The organism is Pseudomonas sp. COW5 (genome assembly GCF_026240005.1).
Classification (GTDB): domain Bacteria; phylum Pseudomonadota; class Gammaproteobacteria; order Pseudomonadales; family Pseudomonadaceae; genus Aquipseudomonas; species Aquipseudomonas kribbensis.
The window spans coordinates 3720099-3738087 of the sequence record NZ_JAPHVP010000001.1 but is presented as its reverse complement, the minus strand read 5'-3'; the positions used below and the strand labels follow the sequence as shown (position 1 = coordinate 3738087).

18 protein-coding genes and 2 pseudogenes are annotated in these 17989 nt (G+C 61.7%); 8 read left to right on the top strand and 12 right to left on the bottom strand.

Annotation, left to right across the window (positions count from 1 at the left end):
- Positions 1 to 54: 54 nt before the first annotated feature.
- A pseudogene (locus OQ248_RS17100) lies at positions 55 to 234 on the bottom strand (helix-turn-helix domain-containing protein); the annotation flags it as partial.
- Here OQ248_RS17100 and OQ248_RS17095 point away from each other — a divergent pair.
- Positions 224 to 487 (top strand): annotated as a pseudogene (locus tag OQ248_RS17095) (helix-turn-helix domain-containing protein); the annotation flags it as partial. The pseudogenes OQ248_RS17100 and OQ248_RS17095 sit on opposite strands and share 11 nt — an antisense overlap.
- A 272-nt stretch (positions 488 to 759) precedes the next feature.
- Positions 760 to 2079 (top strand): MFS transporter, encoded by a 1320-nt coding sequence (locus tag OQ248_RS17090; RefSeq protein WP_248742584.1) that lies wholly within the window; start codon positions 760 to 762, stop codon positions 2077 to 2079.
- 63 nt (positions 2080 to 2142) lie between these two features.
- On the opposite strand, the gene OQ248_RS17085 is transcribed toward OQ248_RS17090, so the two are convergent.
- Complete coding sequence (locus OQ248_RS17085) at positions 2143 to 2901, bottom strand: hypothetical protein (protein ID WP_119427823.1); 759 nt, start codon at positions 2899 to 2901, stop codon at positions 2143 to 2145.
- 347 nt (positions 2902 to 3248) lie between these two features.
- Between OQ248_RS17085 and OQ248_RS17080 the strand changes: the two genes are divergently transcribed.
- Positions 3249 to 3608: a hypothetical protein gene (locus OQ248_RS17080; protein ID WP_265813397.1), complete on the top strand. Its 360-nt coding sequence runs from the start codon at positions 3249 to 3251 to the stop codon at positions 3606 to 3608.
- 128 nt (positions 3609 to 3736) lie between these two features.
- Positions 3737 to 4366 (top strand): flavin reductase family protein, encoded by a 630-nt coding sequence (locus tag OQ248_RS17075; RefSeq protein WP_114885139.1) that lies wholly within the window; start codon positions 3737 to 3739, stop codon positions 4364 to 4366.
- Between the two features lie 6 nt (positions 4367 to 4372).
- Here OQ248_RS17075 and OQ248_RS17070 read toward each other — a convergent pair whose 3' ends face one another.
- Positions 4373 to 4615 carry a hypothetical protein gene (locus tag OQ248_RS17070; protein ID WP_065258578.1) on the bottom strand — a complete coding sequence of 81 codons (243 nt, stop codon included), beginning with the start codon at positions 4613 to 4615 and terminating at the stop codon, positions 4373 to 4375.
- Positions 4616 to 4658: 43 nt separating this feature from the next.
- On the bottom strand, positions 4659 to 5012 hold the full coding sequence (locus OQ248_RS17065; protein ID WP_085709576.1) for an antibiotic biosynthesis monooxygenase family protein: 354 nt from the start codon (positions 5010 to 5012) through the stop codon (positions 4659 to 4661).
- A gap of 335 nt (positions 5013 to 5347) precedes the next feature.
- Here OQ248_RS17065 and OQ248_RS17060 point away from each other — a divergent pair, with 335 nt between their 5' ends.
- Positions 5348 to 6289 carry an AraC family transcriptional regulator gene (locus OQ248_RS17060; RefSeq protein WP_265813396.1) on the top strand — a complete coding sequence of 314 codons (942 nt, stop codon included), beginning with the start codon at positions 5348 to 5350 and terminating at the stop codon, positions 6287 to 6289.
- A gap of 210 nt (positions 6290 to 6499) precedes the next feature.
- Here OQ248_RS17060 and OQ248_RS17055 read toward each other — a convergent pair whose 3' ends face one another.
- The 6 genes from OQ248_RS17055 to OQ248_RS17030 all read right to left on the bottom strand — a co-directional run bounded on the left by OQ248_RS17055 (position 6500) and on the right by OQ248_RS17030 (position 13911).
- Positions 6500 to 7555 carry an ABC transporter ATP-binding protein gene (locus OQ248_RS17055; protein WP_265813395.1) on the bottom strand — a complete coding sequence of 352 codons (1056 nt, stop codon included), beginning with the start codon at positions 7553 to 7555 and terminating at the stop codon, positions 6500 to 6502.
- A 14-nt stretch (positions 7556 to 7569) separates the two neighbouring features.
- Positions 7570 to 8418, bottom strand: a complete 849-nt coding sequence (locus OQ248_RS17050) for an ABC transporter permease (protein WP_007960165.1) — start codon at positions 8416 to 8418, stop codon at positions 7570 to 7572.
- Complete coding sequence (locus tag OQ248_RS17045) at positions 8415 to 9323, bottom strand: ABC transporter permease (RefSeq protein WP_007960163.1); 909 nt, start codon at positions 9321 to 9323, stop codon at positions 8415 to 8417. Before OQ248_RS17045 ends, OQ248_RS17050 begins: the two co-directional genes overlap by 4 nt.
- 182 nt (positions 9324 to 9505) lie before the next feature.
- Positions 9506 to 10609 (bottom strand): ABC transporter substrate-binding protein, encoded by a 1104-nt coding sequence (locus OQ248_RS17040; RefSeq protein WP_085730221.1) that lies wholly within the window; start codon positions 10607 to 10609, stop codon positions 9506 to 9508.
- A gap of 216 nt (positions 10610 to 10825) precedes the next feature.
- Positions 10826 to 12274, bottom strand: coding sequence for an aldehyde dehydrogenase family protein (locus OQ248_RS17035; protein WP_265815106.1), 1449 nt, complete (start codon positions 12272 to 12274; stop codon positions 10826 to 10828).
- The gene (locus tag OQ248_RS17030) at positions 12274 to 13911 is read right to left on the bottom strand and encodes a 5-guanidino-2-oxopentanoate decarboxylase (RefSeq protein WP_265813394.1); all 1638 of its coding nucleotides are present in this window, start codon (positions 13909 to 13911) and stop codon (positions 12274 to 12276) included. Before OQ248_RS17030 ends, OQ248_RS17035 begins: the two co-directional genes overlap by 1 nt.
- A 139-nt stretch (positions 13912 to 14050) precedes the next feature.
- On the opposite strand from OQ248_RS17030, the gene OQ248_RS17025 reads away from it, so the two are divergent.
- Complete coding sequence (locus OQ248_RS17025; protein ID WP_265813393.1) at positions 14051 to 14929, top strand: LysR substrate-binding domain-containing protein; 879 nt, start codon at positions 14051 to 14053, stop codon at positions 14927 to 14929.
- 224 nt (positions 14930 to 15153) lie between these two features.
- Here the strand turns inward: OQ248_RS17025 and OQ248_RS17020 are convergent, their stop codons facing one another.
- Positions 15154 to 15768: an NAD(P)-dependent oxidoreductase gene (locus OQ248_RS17020; protein ID WP_265813392.1), complete on the bottom strand. Its 615-nt coding sequence runs from the start codon at positions 15766 to 15768 to the stop codon at positions 15154 to 15156.
- A 46-nt stretch (positions 15769 to 15814) separates the two neighbouring features.
- The gene (locus OQ248_RS17015) at positions 15815 to 16693 is read right to left on the bottom strand and encodes an MBL fold metallo-hydrolase (protein WP_265813391.1); all 879 of its coding nucleotides are present in this window, start codon (positions 16691 to 16693) and stop codon (positions 15815 to 15817) included.
- A 114-nt stretch (positions 16694 to 16807) separates the two neighbouring features.
- Between OQ248_RS17015 and OQ248_RS17010 the strand changes: the two genes are divergently transcribed.
- Together OQ248_RS17010 and OQ248_RS17005 are read left to right on the top strand one after the other, a co-directional pair.
- On the top strand, positions 16808 to 17713 hold the full coding sequence (locus tag OQ248_RS17010; protein WP_265813390.1) for a LysR family transcriptional regulator: 906 nt from the start codon (positions 16808 to 16810) through the stop codon (positions 17711 to 17713).
- A gap of 41 nt (positions 17714 to 17754) precedes the next feature.
- Positions 17755 to 17982 carry a hypothetical protein gene (locus tag OQ248_RS17005; RefSeq protein WP_085730216.1) on the top strand — a complete coding sequence of 76 codons (228 nt, stop codon included), beginning with the start codon at positions 17755 to 17757 and terminating at the stop codon, positions 17980 to 17982.
- Positions 17983 to 17989 lie beyond the last annotated feature (7 nt).

Sequence of the window (17989 nt, the reverse complement as noted above, 5' to 3'; positions counted from 1 at the left end):
CCTTTGGGGGTGCGGGGGATGGATTTCAGCCACACCAAAATTCTGCAGCCGAACTCACTCAGCCAAAAACATCTCCCGACTCAACCCATGCCGCTGCATCTTTTCATTAAACGTGCGCCGCGGCAGTTGCAGCTCCTCCAGTACGGCTTTCACATCGCCCTTGTGCCGGGTCAGCGCGGCCCGCAGACACTGCGCCTCAAATGCCTCCTGCTGCGCCGCCAGCGACTGGCCGGGTAATGTGCGGGAACTGGCGAACGTTGCCGAGCGGCAGGTTCTGGGGCTGGATGAGCCTGTGCAGGGCATCGATCCCGGCCAGTCGCTGGCGGCGCAGCAGGAGGCATTTGAGGCGCAGTGTCTGCGGGCCGCGCTGACCCGGCACAAGGGCGATGTGAAAGCCGTACTGGAGGAGCTGCAACTGCCGCGGCGCACGTTTAATGAAAAGATGCAGCGGCATGGGTTGAGTCGGGAGATGTTTTTGGCTGAGTGAGTTCGGCTGCAGAATTTTGGTGTGGCTGAAATCCATCCCCCTCACCCTAGCCCTCTCCCGGGGGGAGAGGGCTGGGGTGAGGGGGCTCTTGATCTGCGCCCCAATAAGCAACTTTCCGCTCATAAACACTCATCAATAAGCGGATTTCCGCTCAACCCATCTCCCACCCCCCTCTAAACCGGCCCTCCCCCCGTTGGCACAGCTCCTGCTATAGCCCCCGCAGGCTGCGTTTCAACGCGCTCCACAAAAACAATTAAACGAAGGATCCTTCAATGGATAACTCCAACGCCCTGCCTCTTGGGTCGGCTGCCGTGCCGGCCAAAGAACGAACCACCGCCAGTCGCATCAAGTCGATCTTCAGCGGTTCCGTCGGCAACATGGTCGAGTGGTACGACTGGTACGTCTATGCCGCCTTCTCGCTGTACTTCGCCAAAACCTTCTTCCCCGCCGGTTCCACCACCGCCCAGTTGATGAACACCGCCGCGATCTTCGCCGTGGGCTTTCTGATGCGCCCGATCGGTGGCTGGCTGATGGGCCTGTACGCCGACAAGGTCGGACGTAAAAAGGCGCTGATGGCCTCGGTGTACCTGATGTGCTTCGGCTCCCTGCTGATCGCCCTCAGCCCGAACTACGAAACCATCGGCATCGGCGCACCGATCCTGCTGGTGTTTGCCCGTCTGCTGCAGGGCCTGTCGGTCGGCGGCGAGTACGGCACCTCCGCCACTTACCTGTCGGAGATGGCGACCAAGGAACGTCGCGGCTTCTTCTCCAGCTTCCAGTACGTGACCCTGATTTCCGGCCAGCTCATCGCGCTGGGCGTGTTGATCGTGCTGCAGCAGATGCTCACCACTGAGCAACTGTACGCGTGGGGCTGGCGTATTCCGTTCGCCATCGGCGCGCTGTGCGCAATCGTCGCGCTGTACCTGCGTCGCGGCATGGAAGAAACCGAGTCGTTCACCAAGAAAGAGAAGTCCAAGGAAAGCGCCATGCGCACCTTGCTGCGCCATCCGAAGGAACTGCTCACCGTGGTCGGCCTGACCATGGGCGGTACGCTGGCGTTCTACACCTACACCACCTACATGCAGAAATACCTGGTGAACACCGTCGGCATGAGCATCTCCGATTCCACCACCATTTCTGCGGCCACGCTGTTTCTTTTCATGTGCCTGCAACCGATCATCGGCGGCCTGTCCGACAAGATCGGCCGTCGCCCGATCCTGATCGCCTTCGGCGTGCTCGGGACGATCTTCACCGTGCCGATCCTGATGACCCTGCACACCATCCAGACCTGGTGGGGCGCGTTCTTCCTGATCATGGCGGCACTGATCATCGTCAGCGGCTACACCTCGATCAACGCCGTGGTGAAGGCCGAGCTGTTCCCGACCGAAATCCGCGCCCTGGGCGTCGGCCTGCCGTACGCACTGACCGTGTCGATCTTCGGCGGCACCGCCGAATACATCGCGCTGTGGTTCAAGAGCATCGGCATGGAAACCGGTTACTACTGGTACGTGACCGCGTGCATCGCGGTGTCCCTGCTGGTGTACATCACCATGAAAGACACCCAGAAACATTCGCGCATCGTCACTGACTGATCGCAAAAAAAACGCGCGAAGGTGCAAGACCTTCGCGCGTTTCTTTCCTGTCCGATTTCCCGATCAGGACAACTCGGCAACGCCCTGTTTGCCGCCATAGCGCTTCTGCGCATAAGACGCGCCCACGATCATCACCAGCAGAATCCCTGCCAGCACTGCCGACGAACCGATGGTGCCGAAGTCCAGTCCGCCCTTCTCATGGGACTTGGTCATCAGGTCGCCCAAGGTCGCGCCAAACGGCCGGGTCAGCACGAACGCCACCCAGAACAGCGCCACCGACGAAATCTTCGTGAAGTACTTGAGCAGTACCACCACCGCAATCGCCGAGCCGATCAACAGCGCGCCACCGGCAAAGCCCAGGCCCGAGTCGTCCGCCAGGTAATCGCCGAGCGCGGTGCCCAGGGTGTTGGAGAACAGGATCGCCATCCAATAGAACATCTCGCCGCGAAAGCTCTGCACCTTGGTGACGTTAAGCGAGTCGCCGCTCAGGCGCCACGCCGCGAAGATCGCCAGCAGGATCGCGATCAGGATCATGGAACCCGTGGCGTAACCCAGCTCCAGCGTGCGGTCCATGAAGTCGGACATGGTGGTGCCGGCGGTGCTGGTCGACAGAATCACGATCCAGTACAGCAGCGGCTTGTAAGTCTTGGACATCAGTTGCGTGACCAGCGTCAGGACGAACACGCTGATCAGGATCAGCGAGCTCATGGCGTAGCCGACGTTCAGGGTCATCGACAGCAAATCCCCCGCGGTTTCCCCCAGGGTCGTCGCGCAGATTTTCATGACCCAGAAGGCCAGGGTGATTTGAGGCAGTTTGTTCATTGCAGGTAAAGCTCCAGTGTATGACGGCCGGTTCTTGGTTTTCTGGCCGCCGGCAGACTGGCGTTACGCGGGTGAAAAACCGGTCGGGAATGTATGAAAAATCTGTCACACAGCCCAAAAGCGGCGATTAATCACCGGTTAATGCCCCTGCCGCATCCTGCACTTACCTGATCGATTGACTGCGCGTCGCTCGCTCCCACGACGAGACGAATTGAATGCGTCGCCCTTAATATCAAGTTAATCGATTGTTTTTAGCATTATTTTGCGCTTTTTAATCAATTTAGTTGGCGTAGCATGAACCCCATGCAAGACACACCGCCAACGAATATCGAATCTGGAGAACGACCATGAAAACCAAACTGATCCTCGCCCTGACCTTGTCCGTACTGGCCGCCAACACCTTTGCCGCCGATGGCTCGGACAAAACCAAATCCGCCGATTTCATCAACGGCGCCAGCGCTGCCATCGAAACCAGCCACTCGGGCACCTACGCTGCCGATGGTTTCGATAAAACCAACGTCGGCAAAGCCGTTGCTGCCGATGGCTTTGACAAGACCGGTACTGCCGCAGCCATCGCTGCTGACGGTTTCGATAAAACCGGCACCGCCGCTGCCATCGCGGCCGACGGTTTCGACAAGACCGGTACTGCTGCTGCCATCGCTGCCGACGGTTTCGATAAAACCGGTACCGCCGCTGCCATCAGCTGATCGGCAGAATGCAGACACCAAAGCCCGGCCATTGCCGGGCTTGTTCATTTCCAAAGGTCGGGATTTGATCTTCGCGGACCGGACTTGCACTATTGGCCGCTTATAAAAGCCTTCAGGAACACCCCGCCATGCCCGATGACATCCATTTCTACGAACCGGCCAACGGCCACGGCCTGCCCCACGATCCGTTCAACGCGATTGTCGGTCCGCGCCCCATCGGCTGGATTTCTTCGCAGGATGCCGAGGGCAAGCTGAACCTGGCGCCTTACAGCTTTTTCAACGCGTTCAACTACATTCCGCCGATCATCGGGTTCTCCAGCGTCGGGCGCAAAGACAGCCTGAACAACATCGAGCAGACCGGTGAGTTCGTCTGGAACCTAGCGACCCGGCCGCTGGCCGAGCAGATGAACCAGAGCTGCGCAGCCGTCGCGCCGGAGGTCAACGAATTCGAACTGGCGGGACTGACACCGGTGGCGTCGAAGGTGATTGCCGTGCCGCGCGTGGCCGAAAGCCCGGTGTCCTTCGAGTGCAAGGTCACGCAGATCATTCAGTTGCAGCGCGCCGACGGCGAGACGGTGCCGAGCTGGCTGGTGCTCGGTGAGGTGGTCGCCGTGCACATTGCCAAATGGCTGTTGAAGGACGGGATCTACGACACCGCCGCCGCAGAACCGATTCTGCGCGGCGGCGGGCCGGCGGACTACTTCCAGCTGGGGCCGGAGGCATTGTTCAAGATGTGGCGCCCGGGCGCCGTCAAGTAAACGGAGTTACCAGATCAGCTCGGCGTCATCAGTGACGCCCTTGAGCTTGTCCAGCTCGTTGATGGCCGCTTCATCGGCGGCAATGGCGCCAGGGAATACCTGGTCATTCAACAGTTTGTGAAAGCGTGGCGCACCGCCGTCAACCAGGGCCTTGACCGCGATTGCCGCGAAATAACCCTTGTTGCTGCCCAATTCGACGGGGACTACAGCGGAAACCGCTTCGAAGTGTTCAAACTCTTTACGTGCCATGTCGCAGGTCCTGGCTCAGTCAGATAGGCCGGCCATTAAACCCTCAACCGGCGAGTTTGTGTATCGGCGCGCAACTCTGACCCAGCGCCTGCGCCGCCGACACGTCTTTAAACGTGTGGAAATCCAGGCTGTTGACCACCAGGTCCTGCACCAGCTCGGCAAAGACTTCCATCGACGGGCTGCTGAAATAGGCGGTCATCGATTGCTGGTTATTCCAGAAACCGGAGACCAGCCACAACTCCGGATCACACTGCGAATGCTGCAAGGAAAAGCTCAGGCAACCGGCGGCGGCACGGGACGGCTCAATCAGCGCGCTCAGGCGCATGCCGAGTTCCGCCGAGCGCCCGGCGCGCGCTCGAACGAAGGCCATATGACTGACGGGAATCTGCTTGGACATGTTCAACCCTCCCAGGGAGTCGCGTGGCAGCCGGGGACGGGCTGCGACAGGATCCAAGGTTAAGGGCCGGGCAATGCTCGCCGTTAGTCGATTCCTGCCGTCGCGTTGCACAATCCTGCGAGACTGTCTTTCAGACCTGTAACAACTCGTGAATTGCTGTCACCGTCCTGTCACACCGGTTTCGAGCAAGTTTTACAGGGCTCGCCCTGTCATGTCTGGGCAGGCACGCAACGCCATGCAGGATCAGGCAAGCATTTCGCAGGATGTGTCTACCGCTTGCGCTTGCACAAACTTATGCTCTGCTCCCATTCCATCCCTTGCCGAGGAGGCTGTGCATGACGTCGTTCGATCGTTTTCAGGCGCCGCCCGATGCCGACATGGCAGCTGACATGGAAAAACAGCGCGAGGAACTGGCGGCGATCATTCGCCGCAACACCTCCGAAGATGGCAGTTATGCCACCGCCGTCGGCTCGCTGTTCATGTCGCGCCACACCAAATCCCACGATTTTGCCCCGGTGCTCGCGCAACCGGCGCTGTGCATCATGGCTCAGGGTCGCAAGGAGGTGCGGCTGGCGGACGAATACTTCAATTACGATCCACTGAATTACCTGGTGGTGTCGGTCTCGATGCCGTTGAGCGGTCGGGTGGTGAATGTCTCGCCTCTGGAACCGATCCTCGCCGTGCGCCTGGACATCGACCCGGCGGAAATCACCGCGCTGATCGCCGATGCCGGCCCGATGGGTGTACCGACCCGACCGACCGGGCGCGGTCTGTATGTGGAAAGGATCGACAGCGCGATGCTCGATGCGGTGCTGCGCCTGGCGCGGCTGCTCGACACGCCGAAAGACATCGCCATGCTCGCGCCGCTGATCCGTAGGGAAATTCTCTATCGCCTGCTGCGCAGTCCGCAGGGTCATCGGCTGTACGAAATCGCCATCGCCAACAGCCAGAGCCACCGCATCAGCCAGGCGATCAAATGGCTCAACGGCAACTTCGAACAGCCGTTGCGCATCGATGATCTGGCGAAGGAAGTGAACCTCAGCGTCTCGACCCTGCATCACCGCTTCAAGGCGATGACGGCGATGAGTCCGTTGCAGTATCAGAAGCAGCTGCGTCTTCAGGAGGCGCGGCGGTTGATGTTGGCTGAGGGATTGGAGGCTTCGGCGGCGGGGTATCGGGTGGGGTATGAAAGCCCTTCGCAGTTCAGTCGTGAGTACAGCCGGTTGTTTGGGGCGCCGCCGTTGAGGGATCTGGCGCGCCTGAGATTGAGTGTCTGACACTCAAAAGCCCCTCACCCTAGCCCTCTCCCGGAGGGAGAGGGGACCGATTGGGGGATATTCACGAAATACACCGACCTGAAATTGCTTTACCGAATCCATAATCGACTCGATCGCTCAGGTCGACGGACAGCGCCAGACACCTCGGTCGGCTCCCTCTCCCTCCGGGAGAGGGCTGGGGTGAGGGAGCGATGCTGAGCAGAACATCAATCACACGCCCAACACCCGACACGCCTCACCCGGCAACGTCACCGAAACCGGGTGCCCGATCCCCAGCCCGATGCCCTGACACGGCGTGCTCAGCGCCGTAAACGTCACCCCTGAACATTCCACCGTAGTCTCGATAGTCGCGCCGATGTCCCGCACAAACGTCACCTTGCCCAGCAGGCGATTGCCCGCCGTGGCCTGGGGTGCCGACAGTTGCAGGTCTTCGGGGCGGATCAGCATTTTCACTTTCTTCCCGACCTCGATGCTGCTGCAGATCGGCACTTGCAGGGCGTCGCCGCCCGGCAGCACGACCTTGCCATCGCCCAGCGCGGTGGCCGGGAAGATATTGCCGGAGCCGATGAAGTCCGCGACGAACTCGTTGGCCGGGTGCCGGTAGATTTCAATCGGCGTGCCCACCTGCTGCACCCGATGCTCACCGAGGACCACCACGATATCGGCCATGGTCATGGCCTCGCGCTGGTCGTGGGTGACCATGATGGTGGTGATGTTCAGGCGTTGTTGCAGTTGGCGGATTTCCACCTGCATCGACTCGCGCAACTTGGCATCCAGCGCCGACAGCGGTTCGTCGAGCAGAAGGATTTTCGGGTGCGAGGCAATGGCCCGGGCAATCGCCACCCGCTGACGCTGACCGCCGGAGAGCTTCGCCACCGGACGGTCAATCATCGCTTGCAGCTGGATCAGTTCCAGCAACTCCACCACCCGCGCCTGTTGATCAGCCTTGCTCACGCCCCGCAGTTTCAGCGGATAGGCGATGTTCTCACCCACGGTCATGTGCGGGAACAGTGCCAGCGACTGGAACACCATGCCGAAGTTGCGCAGGTGCGCCGGGGTGTGGCCGATGTCCTCGCCGTCCAGACGGATTTCGCCGCCGGTGAGGGTTTCCAGCCCGGCGATCATTCGCAGCAAGGTGGTCTTGCCGCAGCCCGACGGGCCGAGGAAGCACACCAGTTTGCCCTCGGGCAAATGCAGGTTGACGTCTTTTACCGCACAGGCCGAGCCGTAATGTTTCTCGACGTTTTCCAGAATCAGTCCAGTCATGTTGCACCTCACAATCAAAAGGAAACGCCGCCCTCGCCCACCAGCTTCTCCAGCGCCCAGATCAGGACGAAGTCGATCAGCACGATCAGCACGGCAAACGAGAACACGGTAGGGTCGAGCGATGACACGGTGCGGCTGTACATCCAGATCGGCACGGTCATGACGTCGATGGTGTAGAGGAAATAGGTCACGGTGAATTCGTTGAACGAGACGATGAACGCCAGCAGCATCCCCGCCAGAATCCCCGATTTCATCAACGGCACCACCACATCGACAATGGCGCGCAACGGCGAGGCACCGAGCATCTGCGCGGCCTCTTCGACTTCGCTGCCGATGGAAAGCATGGCCGCCGTGCAGTTCTTCACCACGAACGGCAGCGCCAGAATCACGTGGGCAATCACCAGTCGCGAGGTGGTCATGTGGAACGGCAGGCTGTCGAACACCAGCAGCAAGGCCAGCCCCAGCACCACCATCGGAAACACCAGCGGCAACGACATCAGTTGCAGCGCCACGCCCTTGCCACGGAACTCGCAACGGGTCAGCGCATAAGCCGCCGGCACCGCGATCAGCGTGGCGAAAATCATCGTCAGGCACGACACCAGCAGACTGGTGCCCATGGCCTGGCCGAGGCTCAGCACATCGCTGGCGTCCGGCGAAACGAAGGTGTGCCAAGCGGCCTTGTACCACTGCAGGCTGTAGCTGCTCGGCGGGAAGTCGAGGTTCGACGCGCCACTGAACGACATCACGATCATCGTCAGGATCGGCAACACCGCCAGGAACAAAATGATCCCGGAAAGAATGCCGGCGAATTTGCCGGTATCGCCCGGCAGCAGCGACTGGCGCTTCTTGATCAGGGCACTCATTGCGAAGCCTCCAGCAGACGGCGACGGCGGCCGGTGATGTATTCGGACAAGGTCATGATCGCCAGGGTGGTGACGATCAGCACCACACCAGCGGCGGACGCAGCGGGCCAGTTCATCAGCGGGGCGATCTGGTCATGCACCATCACCGCCAGCATCGGCACGCGCCGACCGCCGAGCAGCAGCGGCACCACGAAGCTGCTGGCGTTGTAGGCGAACACCAGCGTCGCGCCGGTGATGATCCCCGGCAGACTCATCGGCAACACCACCTGACGGAAAACCTGAAATCGACTGGCGCCAAGGGTCGCGGCAGCTTCTTCGTAGCTGCGGGCGACACCGCGCATGGCGCTGGCAATCGGCAGCACGGCCAACGGAAACGCAGTCTGCACCAGGCCCATCAACACGCCGTTCTGGTTATACAGCAACATGATCGGACGCTTGATCAGACCGAGGCCCATCAGGGTCTGGTTGAGCATGCCGCCGGGGCCGAGGATCACCAGCCAGCCGTAGCTTTGCAGCAGCAGGTTGACCAGCAGCGGCAACAGCACCGCCGCGAGGAAGATCCGCCGCACGAACGGCGAGGTCAGGCGCGACATGGTGTACGCCACCGGGATCGCCAGCACTACGGCGATCACCGCGCTGATCAGCGCCAGACGCAAGGTCAGCAGCAACGATTTGAGGTAGTAGGGTTCGAGCAACTGGGCGTAACTGGCCAGGCTGAAACCGGACCACTCCGCACCTTTGGTGCCAACGCTCATGCGCAGCACCAGCAGGCTGGCGGCAATCAGCACGCCGAGAAACAGCATCGACGGCGTGAGGAAAAACCACGCCCGCGCGGTTGGCGAAACACCGCGCGCCGGGCGCACGTCACCCGCGCCGACCGGTTGGGTCAGGGATTGATGTTCCATAGCAATGATCTCGTCAATGGAAAAACAACGGCTTCAAGCTCACCTTGGCCCTCTGTGGGAGCGAGCCTGCTCGCGATTGCGGACTGACATTCACCAACGATGTCGGCTGACAGATTGCTATCGCGAGCAGGCTCGCTCCCACAGGAACTTTCAGTATTTGAGCGCCTGTGTACGTCACTCGATCAGGAAGAAAAGATTTCCGTGTAGCGACGAATCCACTGGTCATGCACCGTCGCCAGGAAGGCGTTGTCGTGCATGATCGCCTTCTCCGCAATCTGCTCAGGCGTAAGGATGAACGGGCTCTTGCGCGCTTCGGCGGAGATGATCGCCTTGGCGTTGACCGGGCCGTTGAAGATGTCTTCGGCCATCTTGCCCTGCACCAGCGGATCGAGAGAGTGGTCGATGAAGGCGTAGGCCAGATCGGTGTCGCCGGGACGGTTCTTCGGCATTACCGAGAGCATCAGGTCGGTGTAGAAACCTTCTTTCATGCCGAAGGTGGCGCCGAGGCCATAGTTCGGGTCGCGGATCTGCTTGGGGAAAAACGCCGGGGCGTAGAGGCCGCCCATGTCCAGGGAGCCGGTGCGGAACAGCTCGGCAATCTGGTTGGGGTTTTCGCCCAGGGTCACCACGCGTTCCTTGAGTTCGGCGAGTTTCTTGAAGCCCGGTTCGATGTTGTGCTCGTCACCACCGGCCAGTTTGGCGGCGATGATGATCAGGTCCATCGCCTCGGTCCAGTTCGGCGGCGGCAGGAAGATGTTCGGTGCCAGATCGGCGTCCCACAGCGCGGCGTAACTGTCCGGCGCTTCCTTCTGGGTGCGCGTGCTGTAGACCAGACTGTTGCACCACAGCAGATAACCGATGCCGTGACCGTTGGCCCCGGTGCGGTATTTTTCCGGAACGTCGATCAGGTTGGGAATACGGTTGAGGTCGGGTTTTTCCAGCAGTCCGGCAGCGGCCAGGCCTTCGGCGCCGACCCCGGCCAGGGTGATGATGTCGTACTGCGGACGGTCACCGCCGGCCTTGAGTTTGGCGACCATTTCCGAGGTGCTGCCGGTGCGGTCGGCAATCACTTTGGCGCCGGTCTTGGCTTCGAACGTTGCAGCGATGTTGCGCAGTGCGGCCAGGCCTGTGTCATCGGACCAGGTCAGCAGGCGCAGGGTCTTGCCGGCAAATCGGGTGTCGCTGGCGCTGGCCCGGATGAAGGGCATGCTCATGGCCGCCGCAGCCACCGAGGCCACGCCGACGGTTTTGATGAATTGACGCCTGTTCAGATCGTGCTCGCCCATTTGGGACTCCCATTATTCTTGTAAGTATGAGATTGACCGCAACCCTTGCCGTGCGTGATCGGAACCGCTCAAGCCCCCGGTTTAAAAGGGCTTGAACGTGATCAGCGGGTTCATCCTGAGGTCGTGCAAAACACCTGACTATCGATAAAAACTCATTGGAGCCATGACGCCGGCGCATGCCTCGTTGCGAGGCATGCTCTGACCTTTTTCGGGCATTCAGAGCGCGCGGATCACGTGCTTGATTTCCTGGAATGCCGCCAGGCCCCACGGCCCCAGTTCGCGGCCGATGCTGCTCTGTTTGTAGCCACCCCACGCCGTCTGCGGAAAGATCACCTGCGGCGCGTTGAGCCACACCAGCCCCGCCTGCAAGGCGTTGGCGACCCGATCCGCAGTCTCGGCATTGCGCGTGACCACGCTGGCCACCAGACCGAACTGGCTGTCGTTGGCCAGGGCAATCGCCTCGGCTTCCGAAGCAAAACTGCGCACGCAAATCACCGGGCCGAAGATCTCTTCACACCACAGCGCACTGTCGAGGGGCACTTCGGTGAAGATCGTCGGCTGCAAGAAATATCCACGCGGCAGATCCGCCGGGCGATTGCCGCCACAGATCAGCTTGGCCCCGGCACTGAGGCCACGGTCGATGTGACCGAGCACACGCTGGTACTGCGCCTGATTGACCAGTGCGCCCATCTCGACTTCCGGATCGAACGGATCGGCCACACGGATTTTTTCCGCACGGGCCTGCAAACGAATCAGGAATTCATCGGCCAGTTCATCGGCGACCAGCACCCGGCTGGTGGCCGAGCACATCTGCCCGGCGTTGAAGAAACCGCCACCGCAGGCCAGCTCCACCGCCAGATCAAGGTCGGCATCTTCCAGAATCAGCAGCGAAGATTTGCCGCCCAGTTCCAGGCTCACGCCCTTCACGGATTCGGCGGCGCGCTGCATCACTTGCACACCGACGGCGTTGCTGCCGGTGAAGGAAATCTTGGCGATGCGCGGGTCCGCCGACAGCGGCGCACCGACTGCCAGACCGGTGCCGCACACCAGGTTGAACACGCCTTTGGGCAGGCCGGACTCGGCGATGATGGTCGCCAGTTCCAGCTCCGGCAGCGGCGTGACTTCCGACGGTTTGAGCACCACGCAGCAACCGGCGGCCAGGGCTGGCGCGAGTTTCCACGCGGTGGTGACCATCGGGAAATTCCACGGCACGATCAACCCGACCACACCGCACGGTTCGCGGCGCAGGCGTGCGCTGAAGTCGTCGCTCGGCAGCGGCACGTTGCTGTCCTGTTTTGCATCGAGGCCTTCGGCGAGTTCGGCGTAGTACTCGAAGGTGGCGATCACGTCATCGACATCGATGCCCGCTTCGAACTGCGGTTTGCCGTTGTTGCTCGACTGCAACTTCATCAAGTGATCACGACCGTTGCGCACGCCATTGGCGATGTTGCGCAGGATCGCCCCGCGCTCGGCGCCAGTGGTTTTCGACCAGTCCTTGAAAGCTTCGGTCGCTGCCGTCACCGCTTGATTGACGGCGCTTTCGTCGCCGCCATTGACCGTGGTCAGCAGCGCTTCGGTGGCCGGGTTGATCACTCGCAGGTGTTCGCGGCCGGCGGACCATTGGCCGTTGATGTACAGGCCGTCGAGTGTGGTCGGGAAATTCATCATTTGGCCACCGCCTTCATCCATTGGGTCTGGTCGATTTCGATCAGGGTCGGGCCCTGACGATCAGTGGCGGCGCGCAGGGCGCCGCGCAGGTGTTCGGCCGAGCTGATCGCTTCCGCCGCGCAACCCAGGGCCTTGGCCACTCCGATGAAGTCCGGGGTGTAGATGTCCACGCCCACCGGCTCGATTGCACGGTTGACCATGTATTTCTTGATCTCTTCGTAACCCTGGTTATTCCACAGCAGGATGATCACCGGGGTGCGCGCTTCCACAGCGCTGGCCAGTTCCGGCAGGGTGAATTGCAGACCGCCGTCACCGATCAGACACACCACCGGCGGACGGGCGCCGTGTTCGAGGTGGCCGCCGAGCCACGCGCCAATCGCCGCCGGCAAGGCGTAGCCGAGGGTGCCGTAACCGGTGGACGAGTTGAACCAGCGGCGCGGACGCTCCGGGTTGAACGTGAGGTTGCCGGTGTACACCGGTTGCGTGGAGTCACCGACAAACACCGCGTTCGGCAGTTCGTGCAGCACGGTTTCGAGGAACCGGGTCTGAGCCAGGGTCGGCGCGTCCCAGGTCGCGGCCAGGTCTTCACGCAGACGGGCAGCGCGCACCTGACCCCAATCGTTACGGCGTTCGGCCAGCGGCTTGTGCGACAGCGCGCTCAGCAATGCTTGTGCAGCGTTGCGCGAGTCGGCGACCAGCGCCACGTGCGGCGGGTAATTGCGCACGGTCTGGTCGGGATCGATGTCCACGCGCAGCAGCTTGCCGGGGATTTCGAAGCCGCCGGCGAAGGTGACGTCGTAGTCGGTTTCCGCCAGTTCGGTGCCGATCGCCAGTACCACGTCGGCATCCGCCACCAGGGCGCGGGTCGCGACCAGGCTCTGGGTCGAACCGATCAGCAGCGGATGACTGGACGGCAACATGCCTTTGGCGTTGATGGTCAGGGCCACCGGCGCGTCGAGCAGTTCAGCCAGTTCGGTGAGCTCGGCAGCGGCATCGATGGCGCCGCCACCGGCAAGGATCAGCGGGCGCTGGGCGCCGGCCAGCAGTTCGGTCATGCGGCTCACGGCGGCCGGCGCGGCACCGGCGCGGTCGATGTTGACCGGCAGGCTAGTCAGCAGTTCGTCGGCCTCTTCGACCAGCACATCCAGCGGAATTTCGATATGCACCGGACGCGGACGCCCGGCCTGGAACAGCGCAAACGCGCGGGCCAATACGCCCGGCAATTCGGACGCCGACATCAGGGTGTGGGAGAACGCCGCCACGCCGCCGACCAGTGCACTCTGGTTCGGCAGTTCATGCAGCTTGCCGCGACCGCCACCCAGTTGACTGCGCGACTGCACGCTGGAGATCACCAGCATCGGGATCGAATCGGCGTAGGCCTGGCCCATGGCGGTGGTGATGTTGGTCATGCCCGGGCCGGTGATGATGAAGCACACACCCGGTTTGCCGCTGGTGCGGGCGTAGCCGTCGGCCATGAAGCCGGCGCCCTGCTCGTGACGCGGAGTCACATGGTTGATGCTCGAACGGGCCAGCCCGCGATACAGCTCCACGGTATGCACCCCGGGAATGCCGAACACCTGCTCGACCCCGTAACCTTCGAGTAACTTGACCAGTACTTCGCCACACGTCGCCATGTTTTTGCCCTTCTTGTTCGTTGAGGCACCGGGCCTTGAGGGAACCGGTGATTGGCCTCATTGAAACGGGCGACCCGTAGCCGCAACAATCGATAAAAGCTCATACTAGCCATGTCCTCACGTCATACCTTGGATCCACATGAAACGACTGCCACCCCTGCCCGCCCTGCACACGTTTCTGATCACCGCGCAGTGCTGCAACTTCACCCGGGCCGCCGAGCAGTTGCACATCACCCAAGGTGCGGTGAGCCGGCAGATCGCCGGGCTGGAGGAGCATCTGGGTTATGAACTGTTCATTCGCCTGGCCCGGGGCCTGGAACTGACGGCCGAAGGTCGCGAATGGCTGCCACGGGTGCAGCAGGTGTTCAGCCTGATCGGCGACTCGATGGAGCAGATCGGTGCCAAACGCGAGACCCTGCAACTCAAGGCCCCGAGCTGCGTGATGCGCTGGTTGTTGCCACGGCTATTGCAATGGCAGCGCGAGCGCCCGGACGTGCCGGTGAAACTCACGGCGTCGTTGCAACACGGGGTGGATTTTCATCGCGAGCAGTTCGACGCCGCGGTGATCTACGGCACCGCGCCCCACGACTCCCCTGCCACGCTGCATCTGTTCGATGAACAACTGACGCCGGTCTGTTCGCCAACGCTGCTCAACGGTGGCCCGGCGTTGCACACGCCGGCAGACTTGCAACAACACCTGCTGCTGCATCCGACTCACACCGATGACGACTGGACGCTATGGCTTGAAGCCGCCGAACTGCACTTGAGCAACATCGGCAGCGGTCAGCATTTCGAGACGCTGGATCAGGCGATGTCGATGGCGTCCCACGGGACGGGGGTGGCGATTGGCGACTGGTCGTTGATCGGCGATGACTTGAACGCCGGGCGACTGGTGATGCCGTTCGATCTGAAGGTGAAGACGGGATTGGGTTATTACATCGTCGCGCCGGCGTCGGAGCCGTCGGCGAAGTTGCAGGAGTTGATGGGGTGGCTGGTGGAGCAGGCTCATACACGGTGAGCCCCCCTCACCCCAGCCCTCTCCCGGAGGGAGAGGGAGCCGATCGTGGGATGCTCAAAAATTACGCCGACCTGAACGTGCTGTACCGAATCCATAATCGACTCGAACTTTCAGGTCGATGAATCACGTCAGACATCTCGGTCGGCTCCCTCTCCCCCTGGGAGAGGGCTGGGGTGAGGGGTAGTTCTCGGATCAGACACAAATCCCGAGAACCACCCAACCCCTCAATAACCGACAGTAAACCGCTGACGCGAATGCTTCGGCGTTTCCACTTCGTCGATCAGCGCAATCGCGTAATCGGCAAAGCTGATCGAGCTCTGGCCTTCAGCACTCACCAGCAAGTCATCCTTGCCGACGCGGAATTTACCGGTGCGCTCACCTTCGAAGAACAGCGCCGACGGCGACAGGAAGGTCCAGTCCAGTTCCTTTTCCTGACGCAGGGCATCGAGAAACGCTGCACCGGCACTGGCCTCGGCCTTGTACTCGGCCGGGAAACCGGCGCTGTCGATCACGCGGGTGCCGTCCGGCAGCAGCAGCGAACCGGCACCGCCGACCACCAGCAAGCGTTTCACCCCGGCCTGTTTCACCGGGCCGATCAGCGCGCTGGCCGGCACCGTGGCGAAATGCGCGGCGCTGATCACCACATCGTGACCGGCGACTGCCGCTTGCAGCGCGGCGGCATCCAGCACGTCGACGTTCTTGCTGACCACACCGGCGCGGGCGCCGATCTTCGAGGTATCCCGGGCGATGGCGGTGACGCTGTGGCCGCGACGCAGGGCTTCTTCCAGCAATTGGCTGCCGGCACGGCCGGTGGCACCAATGATTGCGATCTTGCTCATGACATTCTCCAGTTGGCTTGAGAGTGCTGCGTTTTTCAGAATCGGGTTACCACTTCATCTCGCCCTTGGCGACCTTGGCGCTCAGCTCCAGGGAGCTTTCTTCGCCCAGTTTCGGGTAGCGTTTTTTCATCGCGGCGATCACCGCGGCAGAGTCTTTGGCCTTGGCGGTTTCTTCATCGAAGGCCTTGATGTAATCGGCGGTGAACTTCACGGCGGCCAGCGAACGGGCGCTGTCACCCAGGTAGTGACCCGGCACCACGGTTTTCGGTTTCAGGGTTTCGATCGAGTGCAGGGTTTCCAGCCAGTCGGCGTGGGATTGTGCAGTCTGGGTATCGGCCATCCAGACATGGATGTTCTCGGCAACGACGACACCACCGACCACGGCTTTCAGCGATGGAATCCACACGAAGCTGCGATCCGGTTGCTTGCCTTCCAGGCCGACCACCTGCAGCTTCTGCCCTTCGAGCATCAGACTGTCGCCCTTGAGCACGCCCGGCACGATGGTTTTGGCCGGTACATCGGCGCCCATTTTCGGCCCCCAGAATGCGAGCTTGCCGTCGACGGTTTGCTTGATGTGATCAACGGTCGGCTGCGAAGCCAGTACCTTGGCATTCGGGAAGGCTTTGGTCAGGGTGTCGAGACCGAAGTAGTAATCCGGGTCACCGTGGCTGATGTAGATGGTGGTCAGTTGCTTGCCGCTGGCGCGGATCTTTTCCACCACTTGCTCGGCCTGGGATTTGCCGAACTGCGCGTCTACCAGAATCGCGTCCTTCTCGCCGCTGACCAGCACCGAGGTCACCGGGAAGATTGCGTTAGCACCTGGGTTGTAGACGTCGAGACTCAGGTTCGCGGCCGCTGCGTGGGCAGCAAAGCCGAGGGTGGCGGTGGCCAGTAAAACGCGCTTGAGAGTGGTGAAGCCGATCATGGGTTGCTCCGCTGTTCGAATGCCGTGCTTGGCGATGGGACAGAGCTTAGTTGCCAGACTCGTTACAAAAAATGCGATGCTTAAACATAGTTTGTTTCTGAAAGCGGGCAAATCATGGATCGTCTCCAAGCAATGCGGGTGTTTGTCACGGTGGTGGATCTGGGCAGCCAGTCGGCGGCGGCCGATCACCTGGACCTGTCGCGGCCAGTGGTGTCGCGGTATCTGGCGGAACTGGAAGACTGGGTCGGCGCGCGCCTGATGCACCGCACCACGCGCAAACTGAGCCTGACTGCGGCCGGCAACGAAACCCTGCCGCGCTGCCGGCAGATGCTCGAACTGTCGAGCGACATGCAGGCCGCTGTCAGCGAGCCCGACGATGCACCACGGGGTTTGTTGCGGATCAGCGTCAGCACCTCGTTCGGCCAGGCGCAACTGGCCGATGCCATGGCCGCGTTCGTCAAGCGCTACCCAGGCGTCAACATCGACCTGCAAATGCTCGATCGCACGGTGAACCTGGTGGACGAACGCATCGACCTGGCGATCCGCACCAGCAACGACCTCGACCCCAACCTGATCGCCCGGCGCCTGACGGTCTGTCGTTCGGTGGTCTGCGCCGCCCCCCCCTATCTCCAGGAACATCCACAACCGCAGCGCGTAGAAGATCTGAGCCGGCACAACTGCCTGACCCACTCCTATTTCGGCAAGAGCCTGTGGCATTTCGAAGAGGACGGCGAGCCGGTCTCGGTGCCGGTGCAGGGCAACATCAGCGCCAACGAGGCCAGCACCCTGCTGCGCGCGACCCTCGCCGGTGCCGGGGTGGCGATGCTGCCGACCTATCAGGCCGGGGTGCACATTCACAGCGGCGAACTGGTGCGCCTGTTGCCCAACGCCGAGCCTCGGCGGATGAACATCTACGCGGTGTACGCCTCACGCAAGCACATGCCGGCGGCATTGCGCAGCATGCTGGACTTCCTGGTGCTGCGTTTTCCTGAAAACCCGCAATGGGATGTCGGGTTGTAAACCGGTTCGCCGCGCGGCTGGCAACTCCCCGGCGCTGACCTATGCTGAAAGTAGTACCCAAGGGTATTCGTTCAGAGGTCAACGCCATGATCATGAGCACCAGAACAAGAAGATACCTCGCGATTTTCATCACCTGCGCGGCCACGCTGGCGCTGTACGGCACCGCGGCATGGCGCGTGGAGCAATTGCGGCAACTGCCCCGTGAGTACGCGAGCTGCAACTTCGAGCGCTGCATCCCTCACAACGCCACCCTCAACGCCCTGCGCTGATACAGGA

Coding starts and splice junctions, on each gene's coding strand:
- OQ248_RS17080 (WP_265813397.1), top strand. CDS start 3,249: ATGAAAACCAAACTGATCCTCGCCCTGACCTTGTCCGTACTGGCCGCC.
- OQ248_RS17015 (WP_265813391.1), bottom strand. CDS start 16,693: ATGATCGGCTTCACCACTCTCAAGCGCGTTTTACTGGCCACCGCCACC.
- OQ248_RS17025 (WP_265813393.1), top strand. CDS start 14,051: ATGAAACGACTGCCACCCCTGCCCGCCCTGCACACGTTTCTGATCACC.
- OQ248_RS17045 (WP_007960163.1), bottom strand. CDS start 9,323: ATGGAACATCAATCCCTGACCCAACCGGTCGGCGCGGGTGACGTGCGC.
- OQ248_RS17070 (WP_065258578.1), bottom strand. CDS start 4,615: ATGGCACGTAAAGAGTTTGAACACTTCGAAGCGGTTTCCGCTGTAGTC.
- OQ248_RS17075 (WP_114885139.1), top strand. CDS start 3,737: ATGCCCGATGACATCCATTTCTACGAACCGGCCAACGGCCACGGCCTG.
- OQ248_RS17055 (WP_265813395.1), bottom strand. CDS start 7,555: ATGACTGGACTGATTCTGGAAAACGTCGAGAAACATTACGGCTCGGCC.
- OQ248_RS17030 (WP_265813394.1), bottom strand. CDS start 13,911: ATGGCGACGTGTGGCGAAGTACTGGTCAAGTTACTCGAAGGTTACGGG.
- OQ248_RS17090 (WP_248742584.1), top strand. CDS start 760: ATGGATAACTCCAACGCCCTGCCTCTTGGGTCGGCTGCCGTGCCGGCC.
- OQ248_RS17035 (WP_265815106.1), bottom strand. CDS start 12,274: ATGAATTTCCCGACCACACTCGACGGCCTGTACATCAACGGCCAATGG.
- OQ248_RS17005 (WP_085730216.1), top strand. CDS start 17,755: ATGCTGAAAGTAGTACCCAAGGGTATTCGTTCAGAGGTCAACGCCATG.
- OQ248_RS17020 (WP_265813392.1), bottom strand. CDS start 15,768: ATGAGCAAGATCGCAATCATTGGTGCCACCGGCCGTGCCGGCAGCCAA.
- OQ248_RS17040 (WP_085730221.1), bottom strand. CDS start 10,609: ATGGGCGAGCACGATCTGAACAGGCGTCAATTCATCAAAACCGTCGGC.
- OQ248_RS17065 (WP_085709576.1), bottom strand. CDS start 5,012: ATGTCCAAGCAGATTCCCGTCAGTCATATGGCCTTCGTTCGAGCGCGC.
- OQ248_RS17010 (WP_265813390.1), top strand. CDS start 16,808: ATGGATCGTCTCCAAGCAATGCGGGTGTTTGTCACGGTGGTGGATCTG.
- OQ248_RS17050 (WP_007960165.1), bottom strand. CDS start 8,418: ATGAGTGCCCTGATCAAGAAGCGCCAGTCGCTGCTGCCGGGCGATACC.
- OQ248_RS17060 (WP_265813396.1), top strand. CDS start 5,348: ATGACGTCGTTCGATCGTTTTCAGGCGCCGCCCGATGCCGACATGGCA.
- OQ248_RS17085 (WP_119427823.1), bottom strand. CDS start 2,901: ATGAACAAACTGCCTCAAATCACCCTGGCCTTCTGGGTCATGAAAATC.